Source organism: Bdellovibrio sp. SBM16 (genome assembly GCF_056175625.1).
Genome location: NZ_JBJKJG010000011.1, coordinates 12,169 through 25,791, shown reverse-complemented (window position 1 = coordinate 25,791; position 13,623 = coordinate 12,169). Strand labels below are relative to the sequence as shown.

The window sequence follows — 13,623 nt, the reverse complement described above, 5'->3', positions numbered from 1 at the left end:
TGCCCTGTTTTGCGGGCTAATCTTTGGCCACGGTCTTAAAAAGCTGGTCAAACCATGGCAGAAAAAAGCCATAATTTGAATGCGGAATTTTATGGTGCAGACTATGGCGTTTTGAAAAACTTAACAGACTGCTCTGACCGGCTTGCGGAAAGAAATCGATATTTGAGTGACCCAAGACATTCATTGAAATACTCATCGCCGGCAATATCATGATCGAATAAAACTGAAAATCATGAAACAGCATCACAACCGGCATAACCGCACCAAGAATAACCCCTTCGCTCCAGTGAAAGCTATAGGCCGAAAAAGGTGATGGCACCAACGAATAGTGGTGATCAACATGCCATTTGTACAAAGATTTTAAGTGAAACAATCTGTGAAACGTGTAGAAGTAAATTTCGTTCCAGAAAAACAGGACAACCACCTCAAGCAAAAATGTATTTAGGCTAAAGGTAAAATGGTACTTATAGATTCCGCGCCTTAAACCTTCACATAACAAAATAGCCAGCAGCGAAAACATAAAGATCGACAGAAATGACCGCTTGATTTCGGTTTTAATCTGACCCGGGCGAAATTCTTTATCCTGCACTTTGGGCCAAATATTCTTTACACAAAAAAAGTAATACGAAATACTGCAGAACGAAAAATAAAGAACAGAGAAACCGACAAAACTGACCAAAAAAAATTGCCAGTGATTCAGTCCCATAACCAGTTGTTCTAAGCTCTGCGCCAAATTCATGCCTATGCCGTTTTTAGTCTTTCGCGTTGTTCAAGTTTCTTTTGCACTAATAACCAGTGTCCCATTTCGGTCGACAATCCGTGCAGAACCAGACGAAAACCGGCACTCAGCGTAATCAATGAAACCAACGGATGCTTGTTGTTAACCAGTAATAAATGGGTCGGCGAACCTAATATGGTCGAGCCGTAGATCCCGATGGTCTCATCGAGCTGTAGCGAATTTGTCGCACGCCAAAAATCATTATCAGTTAAGAAAAACTGGTACACCGGCGTGTAAATTTCAATCGCCGTTTCCAGGTCGATAAAATTAAACCAACCTTCTCCTGGTACCTCGATGTCAAACTCACCTTCACTCACCATCGAAAAATCGGGCTCGGCAATGGGTTTAATTTTTAAATTTTTATCGCGCAGCTCGCGGTTTAAGTTAATAACGAAATTGTACAGATTTAAATCGTGGGTTAAAAATAAATGATCTTTTAAAGCTTCAAGATTTTTTGGCTTCAACGGGTTCATCGGGATCTTCACACCCGGAACGTTGCCGGCGATAAAGGCCAGCAACTCTGATCCCGCCCAGAAGTGGCGCAAAATCAGATAATTGGCTTCAGGTTTTACGAAGTACTTTAAGCCCCAGTAAATCAGCTGGTGCAATAAACGTGATGCCCGCCAGTCGATCGGCGATAGCGCTTTAATAATCTGAAAAGTAACAATCAAAATTTTTGCAAAAAATCTAGCAAACGGCAAAACGAACTGTCTTGAAACAGAACTCGAATTAATCAGCCAGCGTGCCTTGGTCGAAGGACGCAGCGGCGTGCTCTGATCAAGATACATCGCTTGCCACGGACTTGGATCATCCGGATCATGCTCCATATTCGCAAACATGTCGATTTGATTTATCATTTTACCTGCTCCCATTGTGAGTGATAAAGCTCGGCTACTTTTTTAGCAGTGGCCAGAATATCATCATAAGACGAAGGCTCCAGAGTTAATGCCAGCTCGACGGCATTTGCCCAGCGCTCTAAATGCTTCACGTCGTTTTCACCGTGGTACTCTAAAAATTTAAAGACATTCATCTGCAAGTTTAAACTTTTCTTTAAAAACGGTAACATCGTCGGAATAATCTTCTGACCGGTACCTTCGATGATAAAAATGCCACCCAGTAATCCTAGCGGATTTACTCCGCCGGCCCGCTCGTACATGTATTTGTTCAGCGCCTCACCGCCCGGGTTACGCTTTAAATCATCAATATCTTTGTTTCCCCCGGCGTTCTGGTAATCGGCATATAAGACTTTAAAATCAAACTGCTCTTCGCCGGCATGCTCTTCGATCAGTTCCTGGATCCCTTCAAATTTTCCCGACAGGTTCGAGATCGCGGTGCGCATCCACTTACTGCCTTCTCGCACCTGCGGAATCCAGTTTTCCATCCACTGCTGATAGTCTTCTACCGAAAACTGGTTGTTAAAAATTTTATTGGCAAATTCGGTTCGAAATACACTTGAGCGGTAGTCATGCCAAACACTGCCAAGTTCTAATAACAATTTTTCAACTAATTTACGCTCAGGTTTTTGCCGTTTTACTTCCGGCGCTTTGCCGTTCTCTAAAACTTCAAACAACATAAACGATACGGTAAAGCGTCCAGATTCCGGAATAAAACAAAGAATCTTTTCACCGGCCTTTGGCTTTTTCGTTTTCATAAACTCATCAAGCATAATGAAAATTGAAGCTGCCCCGGTATTACCTTTGGTCGTTAAGTTAGAAAACCATTTTTCTGACGGAATTCTTAACCCCGCTTTATCCATCAAAGTGTTTACTACACCCGAAAATCTCTCGGATGAATAATGACACAAGAAATGATCAACATGGTTTGGTTCAATTTCATTTTTCAGAACCAGATTAATAAACTCACTGATCCCTACGTCAAACAGGTTCGGCAGCAGCCGGATATCCTGGCGTAGTAAAAATGATCCGTTTTTTTCTGCTTCCTGTAACGACGAGAAGTCCAGATAACTTTTGTTCGGCTGATTCCACGGTGATCCGATTTGCATACAAGTCGGATAATCGCCGCTGAATGATTTTAAATGAATCCAGTCAAGTTTAAGCGACACCCCGGTTTCGCGCGGTTTATTTTCAAACAGCACTGCACCCGATCCGTCAGACAACATCCAACGCAAAAAGTGTGAATCAAAATCTAAATTCTCTTCAATCTGTTGAAAACGCGATGCTTTAAATAAGCGTGACGGAAACTCGGTGGCTAAAGCCACCGAACGGTTAAACTCACCCAGCTCGACCACTGAGGCTGCAGCCTTCATCGCTGCCACGCCTGAAGCACAGATGCCGTTAAGACTCATCGTCTGCATTGGAGCTGCTCTTAACTGACCCTGAATAAGATTGGCAAAACCCGGCGCAGCCAAATCCGCACCGACCGTACCCGTTGCTAAAAACGGAACATCGTTCATTTTTACGCCGGTGTTTTCTAAAGTATTTTCAATGGCTTTTATGGCCATATCAGCAGATGAGAACTGCGTGCGACCTTCTTTGTCGATGCCGTAGTGACGCGATTTAATTCCGTTTTCGGCCAAGATTCTGCGTTTGATACGACTTGATTGGGTATTGATCGAACCGATATAGGCATCCATCTCGTCATTATTGACTGCAGGCCCTGGTAAAAACGATCCCGTTGAATTCAAATAAACATTCTTAAAATATGCAGGCACGGTAACTCCTTGCACGCCTTCGACGTGACGACTTCCGTTCGTCTTCGACGAACACACTGCTAATATTTTAAACTATTAATTCACTTTACCAATATATTTCAGGTGTTCTGGCCTTTTGTCATCCCACACGAAATGATGGATAGAACCATTGTGAAACTGGGTTAAATCCCACTCAACCCCTTGATGAAACGCAAACGTTAAAGCGCGCATCACCATACCGTGGGCAAACACCGCGATATTTTGGTTCATGTTGTTCTGTGCGATATCTAAAACCGCCTCACGCACACGGACCATCATCTGTCTTTTTGACTCACCGTTGGGGTATCTAAAGTCCAGGTCACGCTCTTCGTACGAACGCCAGCGTTCAATGTGACCAGCACCCCACTTTTCAGTGATTTCTTCGTAGGTCAGACCCTCTGCTTCACCAATATTGGTTTCCTGCAGACGATCATCTTTTTGAATTGGAAGTTTAATATCCTGGATTGCAATCAGCGCAGTTTCATAAGCGCGATTAAGCGAACTTGAAATGACCAAATCGATTTTTAATTCAGTCATGCGTGGGCACAAACCGAGAGCCTGTTCCCTCCCCAAGTCATTTAGGGGAATATCTGTGCGGCCTTGAAATCGCTTAGCACGATTCCAGTCCGTTTCACCATGTCGAATAAGAAACAAATTTTTAGTTTTCATATTTCGAAGTTACCTTCCTGGCAAGGCTTCTGACGGCGTCGTGCCGTCAGAGTATTTTCTAGAAACTATTTTTTCTTAGCTTTGATCATGCGTTTTTTCTTCGTGATTCTTTTTGATTTGTGACGAGCTGATTTGTTTTTAGTAGATTTCTTTTTTCCACCGATTTTTAATGCCATGGTTTCTTCCTTTACTTGCGGGTCGGTTTAGCCCGACCCATATAATATATACTTCTATTTAAAGTTATTTTTTATTCGTTAACAATGCCGCAAATGGATTATTTGTAAATCCACCGTTACGAGGACCCTGATCACGACCTTGTCCGCCACCGAATCCACCACCTTGTGGACGTGGGCCGCGGTCGCCTTGAGGGCGAGGACCACGATCACCTTGAGGACGGTTTCCTTGTGGACGTCCCCCCTGAGCCGTACCTTCTTTAATATCGCGGAAAGATTTATGCTCAGGTGCTGCTTCAAGTTTCATAGTTAAAGCAACTTGGTTTTTCGCTAAATCGACTTTTAAAACCTTAACAGTTACCTGGTCACCTGGATTAACAACTTTACGCGGATCTTCAACGAACTTGTGCGCAAGTTCAGAGATATGCACTAAACCGTCCTGGTGAACACCGATGTCAACGAACGCACCAAAGTTAGTAACGTTAGTCACGATACCCGGGCAAATCATACCCTCTTTTAAGTCTTTTACTTCGAAGATATCTTCTTTGAACTGGAATACTTTAAATGGGTCACGCGGGTCACGGCCCGGTTTTTCTAATTCTTTGTAAATATCATCGAAGGTAAACTCACCGACAATTTTCGCCCATTTCGTACGTGATGCTAATAATTTTTTTGCACCTTCACCAACCAGCTCATTGATATTTACGCCCAAATCAGTCGCCATATCGCGAACAGCCGAGTAACGTTCTGGATGGATGCCCGTAGAATCCAGGAACACCTTACCATTTAAAATTCTTAAAAACCCCGCCGCTTGTTCAAATACTTTAGCTGTGAATCTAGGAACTTTATTTAATTCAGAACGATCAGTGAATAAACCGTTTTTCTTTCTGTGCTCAACTATTGCTGATGCTAAACCAGGGCCGATACCGGATACGTGCGATAATAAAGAAGATGAGGCTGTATTCACATCAACACCGACGTTGTTCACGCAAGATTCAACCACAGCCTCTAGGCCTTTTTTAAGTTGAGTTTGGTTCACGTCATGCTGATATTGGCCAACGCCGATAGATTTCGGATCGATTTTAACCAGCTCAGCTAACGGGTCTTGTAAACGGCGGGCAATCGAGATGGCACCTTTTACCGTAACATCTAAGTCCGGAAATTCAGCGCGCGCCACTTCAGAAGCCGAGTAGACCGAAGCTCCTGATTCATTTACCATAACAACCGGAATTTCAGCCTTACCAATTTCTTTTAAAACTTTCTTTAAGAATATTTCAGTCTCACGGCCCGCAGTGCCGTTACCAACTGCAATCGCTTCAATTTTAATCTGCTTAGTCACTTCGTTGATAAGTGTTTTCGCCATTTGCTCAGCGTTGTCACCTAACGTATACATCACCGTGTGAGATACGTAGTTACCGCCTTTATCTACTAACGCCACTTTACAGCCGGTACGAAGACCCGGATCGACCCCTAGTACGCAACGTGGGCCGAACGGAGAACCTAATAAAACTCGGCGCACGTTTTCAGAGAAAACTTTAATCGCATGTTCATCCGATTTTTCTTTAAGTTTGGCGTGCACTTCATTTTTAACAGATGGAATAACATAAACATTTAAGGCTAAACGAGCCGATTCTTTTAAGAACGTGCCAATAGCGTTTTCCGGAGTTGTCGTCGCGAACTTTTCGTACATCATCAACAAGATGTCATCTTCAGCCGTGATATCTACAGTTAACTCTTCTTCTTCCCAGCCACGCTTCATAGCCATGTATCTGTGTGAAGCTTTTTCTTCCAGTAAATTCTTAACGGTATCACTGTAGTCTTTTGTGTACATTTCATATTTTGAATTCGGCTTAAGACCTTTTGCCGCTTTGGCACTGACTTTACCTTTTTCAAAGTAATTCTGAGTTGCTTTTTCGCGTAAAGTCGCCTCATTGGCAATTTTCTCAACGATAATATCCTGCGCACCTTTAAGGGCGTCTTCGTATGTAACAATTTTCGCGTCAGGATTTAAGAAAGACTTCGCTTTCACTTCCATCGTGGCCGTGTCTTTAACTGTGCCATGACCCATATCCCAGATCCAGTTAGCCAGAGGCTCAAGACCCGCATCACGCGCAACAGTTGCTTTGGTTTTTTTCTTTTTCTTGAATGGCTTGTAGATCTCTTCAAGCTCATTAAGATCCCAAGAAAGATTGATCCGCTTTTCTAATTCCGGCGTTAAGTTTTTCTGCTCGCCGATCTCTTTGATCAGAAACGCTTTACGCTTAACGATTTCCTGGTAAGTTTCGTTGGCTTCGATAACCGCACGAATTTGAACCTCGTCTAAGTTACCTGTTTTTTCTTTACGGTAACGTGCAATGAATGGAACTGTGCCGCCCTCAGCTGTAAGTTCTAAAACTGCAGCTGCAGATTTTAACGGAACCGCCGGAACGAAACGAGCTAAATACTGACCTAACATTTGATCCATAAAAACCTCTGTGACAATAACTCTGAATTTCTTGGAGAACTTTAATTTGATTGAACTTAATTTTATTTGTGACGATACATAATTAGACCATGAGTCGGATCGTACGGAGAAACCCCTACGCTCACGCGGTCACCAACCACGATGCGAATATTGAATCTGCGCATTTTACCGCAAAGTTTGGCGTTAACGACAACTTTGTTGGTCTCAAGCTCGACTTTGTAAAGGCCGCCGGCCAGAGCATCAACTACTTTTCCATCTAATTGTACTAAATCATCTTTTGACATGCAGAAGTTATATTAAGAGGGCTTGTAGTTACTAATCAACATCTTTATTCCGTTTTCAAACAGAACTTCAAGACGGTTATTTTCGTTGCTTAAAACAAAACCCCACCCTAAAACTTTATGCTGAAGCGGCCTCATAGCGTCAAAACTCTCTGTCATTTTGTAAGGGACAGCCTTGTCTTTGCCATAGCGTTTGTTCAGCTCCTGCCACTTTGCTTTTTCATCAGCGGCATTACCCCGTTCAATTTTGATTGGTTTAATTTTAGCGTTTTTCTCAGCAGCAACTTTAGCTGCGTTGATATTTGCCATCTCTTCTTTGGCTTTTTCGATTAATAAATCGCCCTGATCTTTCGGAGCTGCCGGCTTTACTGCGGCTTTTTCTGGGGTTTTTTCTGTGGCTTTTTCCGCACCTTTTTTCGTCATTAGTGCAGGTTTGGCCGCTTTCGGCTCGGGAGTGGCCTTCACTGCAGCTTTTGCAGGCTTTGCAGCTGCTTTTGCAGGAGCGACTTTCGCTGGCTTAGCTGCGGATTTAGCCGGTGCCGCTTTTTTTGCTGGCGCTGCCGGTTTTTTTGCCGCGACTTTGGCTGCAGGTTTAGCTGCCTTTTTTGATGCAGTTGCTTTTTTAGCCATTACTCAATCTCCATGAAAAATAATGTCCTATTTATTTAATCAACTATTTATGTATATCTTGCGCCATGTCTCGGACAAGTAAAAATGCTGACTTTTTCTGTTGCAAAGCATTACTCTAAGGGCATGAATTCACAGGTAAACCACAGACCTCTAATGTCGTCGGTCGAGGCTTCAGCGATTACCGCCTCTTGCCCGTCACTAAAACTCGTGCAAGCGCAGGCCAATACATTCTCAGACGTAGCACCGCCGCCTTCGGCCACCGCCACCAGCTTGGTTTTTGCCGGTACCGATGAGTTGTTACAACAGGCCATAAAACAAAATGCGCTCGGGTTTATTATTCCCGAAAAACTGTTGCCGCAGATCCAAAACGCCTTTGATAAAAGCAAATCACTGTGGACGACAACCAATATTCACATGTCGATGGCCGAGGTGTTAAAACTTTTTAACGGCTACAAGCCGATGAGCACCGGTATTCACCCACAGGCCTGCATCGACCCCACGGCCAAGTTAGGCAAAAACGTTACCGTCGAGGCTTTTGCGGTCATCGGTAAGAATGTGGTCATCGGCGATAATTGCATCATCGGCGCACAATCAGTTTTAGAAAACGGCTCATCCATAGGCCACAACACCAAACTATCTGCCCAGGTGTTCGTAGGTTACGACTGCCATATCGGCAACAACTGTATCGTCGGCCCACAAAACGTCTTTGGCTCTGATGGTTACGGTTTTGTCACCGACAAGCAGGGTCAGCACCATAAAATTGCCCAGATCGGCAATGTCATCATTGAAGACAATTGCGAATTCGGCGCCCTTTGCGCCATCGACCGAGCGGCGATGACCGAAACCCGCATCCGCAAAGGTTCTAAATTTGATAACTTTATTCATATCGCCCACAACTGCGAAATCGGCGAAAACGCCCTGATTACCGCAGGATTTATTGTGGCCGGCTCAACAAAGATCGGAAAACAATTTATCGCGGCCGGCGGGGCCGGCGTCTTGGGTCACTTAACCGTGGCTGATAATGTTGTACTCACCGCGCGTACCGGCGTAACCAGCTCGATCGACAAGCCTGGCGTGTACGGTGGCTACCCTCACCTGGATCAAAAAGAAAATTTAAAGATTATGATGTCACAGCAAAGTCTGCCGAGATTACGCAGATCTGTGGCCAAAATCCTAAAACACTTAGGATTAGAAGAATAACAACAGGCAGGAGGAATACACATGCCATACGAAATCTATAAAGTTCTTCACTTAACAGGAATCTTTTTACTGACGTCAGGGTTGGTAGGAATGCTGGTTCTGGTATGGTCTGGCCACCAAATCGCCGGCAAAGTGAAGACCTTCGCCTTAGTTACTCACGGTATCGGTTTATTATTGATGTTAGTCAGCGGCTTTGGCTTGTTAGCGCGCATGGGTATCATGCACGGCGCAGGCTTCCCGTTCTGGATCTATGTTAAACTTGCGATCTGGGGTATCTTTGGTGGTATCATCGCTTTGGTAAAACGCAAAGGCACGATCGGCTGGCCGCTTTACTTTTTGATGATGGCAATCTTCATTGCTGCCGCTTACTTTGGTGTTTATAAGCCTCAGTAGGTTACTCTAGGGGCCGACATCTCGTCGGCCCGCTTGATTTTTAGATTATCAAAAGACTATTGCTCTGTCGCAACTTTCGGTGTGCGCTTAGAACCAGAATACATCTCGTATTTTAAGAAGCGGCATTCGATATTGCCGTTCATTAAATAATGCTTACGTGTTGATTTTAACTTCATCTCACCTAACAAGTCTTTGCTGCCTGATAAAATCCAGGCATCCCAACCTTGAAAGCGATTTTTCAACGTAAACCCTAAATCGCGGTACACATCTTTTAAGTTATCCTCATCACCGATACGCGCGCCATAAGGAGGATTACAAATAATTGTGCCTTTAACTTCGGCCTTCTCTTCACCGGCTACCGGCGGAGTCGCGATCGCAATAGAAGTTGATTTAAATTCGATAAATTTACCTACACCGGCATTACGGGCGTTATCTTTGGCAAACTGCAGAACTTTTTTATCATGGTCATAACCATACAGTTTAAAGTCGATCGATTCTTTTTCTTGCGCCTCAGCCTCGTTGACTACTTTTAACCAAGTATCTTCGTTGTAATCAGCCAGATTCATAAAACCAAAATGCTCACGGTGAATGCCCGGCGCCATGTTGGCCGCCATCATCGCAGCTTCAATTAAAATCGTGCCCGAACCACAGAATACGTCCAATAACGGCGATTTGCGATCCCACTCAGTTAAGCCTAATAGCCCCGCAGCGAGGTTTTCTTTTAATGGGGCCTCACCAGTCATCGTACGGTAACCGCGCATGAATAACGAATTACCAGAGGTATCTAAAGCCATGTGGTATTTATTTTTATAACCTTTAATGTGAATACGCATTGAAGGGTTATCTTTAGCCACGTCCGGGCGTTTACCGAACTTATCGCGGAACTGATCAACGATCGCATCTTTGGTTTTCATCGCTAAAAAGCGCTGATCCGGAATCGAACAGTCTTTAACAACTGCATCGATCGTTAATGTCTGATCCGGCGAAATGTATTTTGTGAAATCATGTTTACGTACGTGATTATAGATATCATCACCGTTGTACGCGTTAAAATCTAATAACGGCTTTAAGATACGGCTCGCGTAACGAGAGTGCAGATTGGCTTTATAACAGCCTTCCCAGTTTGATTCGAACAATACGCCACCGATAGTTTTATCACCGGTTTTTAGACCTAAATCTTTTAATTCTTGTTCTACGAGATCAACCATGCCAATCGGACATGAAGCAAAAAAACGTGCCATTGTGATTTGTACTTTAGAGCTTACGACGCTGGAACAGCTTAGCGCCTTAGACCCAAGGATTTCCTTTTATCCTTTACGAACTTCAACTTCCTTGCGTAGTGATTCGCATTGCGCGAAACCCCATCATGTTAAAGCCCTTAAATAAATGAAGGCGCTAACCTTAGCGCCTTCGTTCCTATACAGCTATATAAACGATTATATCGCTTATGTCTCCGTATATTTCGGACCGCCCCCGCCTTCGGGAACTGTCCAATCAATATTCTTTGTAGGACACTTTATATCACAGGTCTTACAGTGGATACAGTTGGTATAATTGATTTGTAAATCATACTTGCCGGCCTCTACCTGTGACGGCAGCATCTCGTATACGCTAGCTGGGCAGAACTGCACGCAAGGCGACTTATATTTCGGCTCACAGACGTTACGGCAGATGCTGGCATCCCCAAGGATTAGATGATTTGGCGAATCCTCATCATGACTGGTCCCGGTTAGATAAACACTTCCTAATTTATCAAACATCAAAACGCCATCAGCCTTTGGCAGCTTATTTTCTTCAGTTGAAGTTAGGGCATCGTCGGTACCCCAAACGTCTTTAACCGAAGCCGTTGTTTCAGCGTCGTCATGGCATTTCATGTTGTCAACTAAACCGCGGCCACCGGTGATTTCCTGTAAAGCGATGAACGGTAATGATTTCACAAAACCCATTGAAAGTGTTTGGTGAAAGTTTCTCACACGGTATAATTCAGATTTAACGAATGAAGCATGCACTTTATCTTCGTAGGCCTTTAACACTTCATGCGAAGAATCTTGCTTTTGAATCGCCAAAAACGCAGCTTCAGCGGCAGCCATACCCGATTTCATCGCCAGATGAATCCCTTTAAGCTTTTGCACATCAACCATAGAAGCCGAATCACCGCACACCATCCAGCCGTCACCGTAAAGTTTAGGCATCGAGAACCAGCCACCGGCAGGAAGTGTCTTACCACCGTAAGCCACAACTTTTCCGCCTTTAATCATATTGGCTATAAATGGGTGTGTTTTTAGTTTTTGTAATTCTTTATGTGGATCAAGTAACGGGTCTTTCGTATCTAAGTACGCCACCAAGCCTAAGATGATTTTATCACCCGGAATTGTGTAGATAAATGTACCACCGATCGATTTCTTAAGCGGAAAACCCATCGTGTGAATAACCTGTCCGGCTTCAACCGTGCCTGCAGGCATCTGAATAACTTCTTTAACACCTTCTTCGAACACTTCTGGATTTTTACCAGCGCGCAGGTCTAATTTTTTAGAAACTTGTTTAAATAAACTTCCGCGCGTGCCTTCAGCAAAGATCGTTGTTTTTGCTTTTAAGATCAAGCCCGGTTCAAAATTGGCTTTCGGATTGCCCTCTTTATCACGGCCTTTATCGCCAGTGCGCACACCAACAATACGGTCCCCTTCATAAAGCGCCTCGACTGCAGCAAAACCTGGAAAGATATTGATACCTTTGGCTTCACACTGTTGTGCCAACCAACGGTTAAATTTAGAAAGCGACACAATATAATTGCCGGTATTATGAAACGGCGGCGGAACGATCGGTAATTTAAAAGCAGAGTTATTACCTAAGTAATAAACCGCATCTTTTTTAACTTCTGAATCTAACGGACAACCAAGCTCTAAGTAATTCGGAATTAACTCTCTCAGCGCCGTCGGCTTTAAAACCGCACCGGAAAAACTATGCGCTCCGACTTCGCTGGCTTTTTCAAGCACTACGATCATTTGTTCAGGAATTGGCTCAGCATTGATTTTGCCTTCAGCAATAGCCTGGTTATGTTTTTCGATATCAGAAGCAATTTTGTATGCACAGGAAAGCCCGGCAGCACCACCACCAACGATCAAAACATCAACTTCCATTGTGTCGCGGGTTACACCTTCTGGCAAATGATCGTAAACCATAATTAAAACCCCTCTTCAGATTCTTGAGATTTTTTCTTTTTTGAGTTTGACGTTTGAATGTCAGCAATTACTTTTAATTCTTCTTCATCTAAAGCGCCTGTATATTTTTTCTCGCGGTAGATTTCCAAGAGCTGAAGATCAGTCATATCTAACTGCGCAGCTCCGTCACGCTCTGCCGCCTGCACCGCTTGATGAATTGTCATCACCAGGCCGAAAGCAAACAGAGATAAACAAACAATTAATACCGCACGCATTAAGGGCTTTTTCTTTGTGATCGAAGTAGATTTTTTCATGCCTTGAATTTTATCTACTTCTAAATGAAAAGGAAATAATAAAATTTACTTAAGCCGTCTGTGCTGGCTCATCGGGATTTGACGGCGCACCGACTGGATTAGGTCTAAACTGATTTCGATATCTAAACAGCCTACACCTTCAGCTTTGCACTCGAGCACGGCTCCCCACGGGTCTACCGCCATAGAGTGCCCATAAGTAAAGCGTGAAGCGGTTTTCCCGGTCTGGGTGGTTTTATGCTCACCGACTTGCGCCGGAGCCAAAACGTAGGCTTGCGACTCAATAGCCCGCGCCCGTAAAAGCGTCTCCCAATGCGCCTGCCCGGTTTTAACTAAAAAGGCCGCCGGCACCAGAATCACATCGACCTGGTTTTTGGCCAGTTGCTGATACAATTCAGAAAAACGTAAATCATAACAGATCGACGAACCAAAGCGTACGCCCGCAATCTCAAAACCGGTCACTTCTTCACCGTGCGTGAAAAAGTCAGACTCGCGAATTGCCTTTTGTCCTTCAAGCTGAATATCGAAAAGATGAATTTTTTTATAGATAATTTTCGGAGCTTCATTCGGACTCAATAATACCGAGGCATTCCACACTTTGCCCTGGTCTTCCATGGCCGACGTAAAATGCACATCCACATCCTGCGTATCACATAAAGTCTGCAGACGTTGGATCTCCGGAGCATCCAGCTTCAGAGGCTTTAAAGCTTCACCCTCGATAACCCGAAAGTACAAGCTGTTCTCCGGCAGAGCAAATAATCGGGTTTTCTGTGTGGTTATTTGACGAGCCAGATGTTGCTCCAGCAAAACCAGAATCTGCTCTAAATTTTTAGAGACATTGTCTGATGAGTTTAACTGCACTAGCGTGATTTTCATT

At 44.0% G+C, this 13,623-nt stretch carries 13 protein-coding genes; 2 read left to right on the top strand and 11 right to left on the bottom strand.

From position 1 onward, the window contains the following. Positions 1 to 16: 16 nt before the first annotated feature. The 7 genes from AC04MM_RS12005 to AC04MM_RS11975 all read right to left on the bottom strand — a co-directional run bounded on the left by AC04MM_RS12005 (position 17) and on the right by AC04MM_RS11975 (position 7,684). Positions 17 to 739, bottom strand: coding sequence for a sterol desaturase family protein (locus tag AC04MM_RS12005; protein ID WP_475380604.1), 723 nt, complete (start codon positions 737 to 739; stop codon positions 17 to 19). Positions 740 to 741: 2 nt separating this feature from the next. Continuing rightward, on the bottom strand, positions 742 to 1,635 hold the full coding sequence (locus tag AC04MM_RS12000; protein ID WP_475380603.1) for a DUF6999 family protein: 894 nt from the start codon (positions 1,633 to 1,635) through the stop codon (positions 742 to 744). Beyond that, positions 1,632 to 3,449 (bottom strand): 3-oxoacyl-[acyl-carrier-protein] synthase III C-terminal domain-containing protein, encoded by a 1,818-nt coding sequence (locus AC04MM_RS11995; RefSeq protein WP_475380602.1) that lies wholly within the window; start codon positions 3,447 to 3,449, stop codon positions 1,632 to 1,634. The genes AC04MM_RS12000 and AC04MM_RS11995 overlap by 4 nt, the downstream gene beginning before the upstream one ends. A gap of 75 nt (positions 3,450 to 3,524) precedes the next feature. Next, the gene (locus AC04MM_RS11990; protein ID WP_475380601.1) at positions 3,525 to 4,136 is read right to left on the bottom strand and encodes a histidine phosphatase family protein; all 612 of its coding nucleotides are present in this window, start codon (positions 4,134 to 4,136) and stop codon (positions 3,525 to 3,527) included. A gap of 240 nt (positions 4,137 to 4,376) precedes the next feature. Beyond that, positions 4,377 to 6,773, bottom strand: coding sequence for a helix-hairpin-helix domain-containing protein (locus AC04MM_RS11985; RefSeq protein WP_475380600.1), 2,397 nt, complete (start codon positions 6,771 to 6,773; stop codon positions 4,377 to 4,379). A gap of 62 nt (positions 6,774 to 6,835) precedes the next feature. Continuing rightward, complete coding sequence (gene infA / locus AC04MM_RS11980) at positions 6,836 to 7,057, bottom strand: translation initiation factor IF-1 (RefSeq protein WP_475380599.1); 222 nt, start codon at positions 7,055 to 7,057, stop codon at positions 6,836 to 6,838. A gap of 12 nt (positions 7,058 to 7,069) precedes the next feature. Then, a complete protein-coding gene (locus tag AC04MM_RS11975; RefSeq protein ID WP_475380598.1) occupies positions 7,070 to 7,684 on the bottom strand; it encodes a hypothetical protein in 615 nt (204 codons plus the stop codon). A gap of 123 nt (positions 7,685 to 7,807) precedes the next feature. Between AC04MM_RS11975 and lpxD the strand changes: the two genes are divergently transcribed. Continuing rightward, complete coding sequence (gene lpxD, locus AC04MM_RS11970) at positions 7,808 to 8,884, top strand: UDP-3-O-(3-hydroxymyristoyl)glucosamine N-acyltransferase (RefSeq protein ID WP_475380597.1); 1,077 nt, start codon at positions 7,808 to 7,810, stop codon at positions 8,882 to 8,884. 21 nt (positions 8,885 to 8,905) lie between these two features. Then, positions 8,906 to 9,277: a hypothetical protein gene (locus AC04MM_RS11965; RefSeq protein WP_475380596.1), complete on the top strand. Its 372-nt coding sequence runs from the start codon at positions 8,906 to 8,908 to the stop codon at positions 9,275 to 9,277. A 56-nt stretch (positions 9,278 to 9,333) separates the two neighbouring features. On the opposite strand, the gene AC04MM_RS11960 is transcribed toward AC04MM_RS11965, so the two are convergent. From AC04MM_RS11960 to AC04MM_RS11945, 4 genes are all read right to left on the bottom strand, one after another. Beyond that, positions 9,334 to 10,518 carry a THUMP domain-containing class I SAM-dependent RNA methyltransferase gene (locus AC04MM_RS11960; protein WP_475380595.1) on the bottom strand — a complete coding sequence of 395 codons (1,185 nt, stop codon included), beginning with the start codon at positions 10,516 to 10,518 and terminating at the stop codon, positions 9,334 to 9,336. A 204-nt stretch (positions 10,519 to 10,722) separates the two neighbouring features. Beyond that, positions 10,723 to 12,456, bottom strand: coding sequence for an electron transfer flavoprotein-ubiquinone oxidoreductase (locus tag AC04MM_RS11955; protein ID WP_475380594.1), 1,734 nt, complete (start codon positions 12,454 to 12,456; stop codon positions 10,723 to 10,725). Between the two features lie 2 nt (positions 12,457 to 12,458). Then, complete coding sequence (locus AC04MM_RS11950; protein ID WP_475380593.1) at positions 12,459 to 12,749, bottom strand: hypothetical protein; 291 nt, start codon at positions 12,747 to 12,749, stop codon at positions 12,459 to 12,461. A gap of 45 nt (positions 12,750 to 12,794) precedes the next feature. After that, positions 12,795 to 13,622, bottom strand: a complete 828-nt coding sequence (locus AC04MM_RS11945) for a nitrilase-related carbon-nitrogen hydrolase (protein WP_475380592.1) — start codon at positions 13,620 to 13,622, stop codon at positions 12,795 to 12,797. Position 13,623 lies beyond the last annotated feature (1 nt).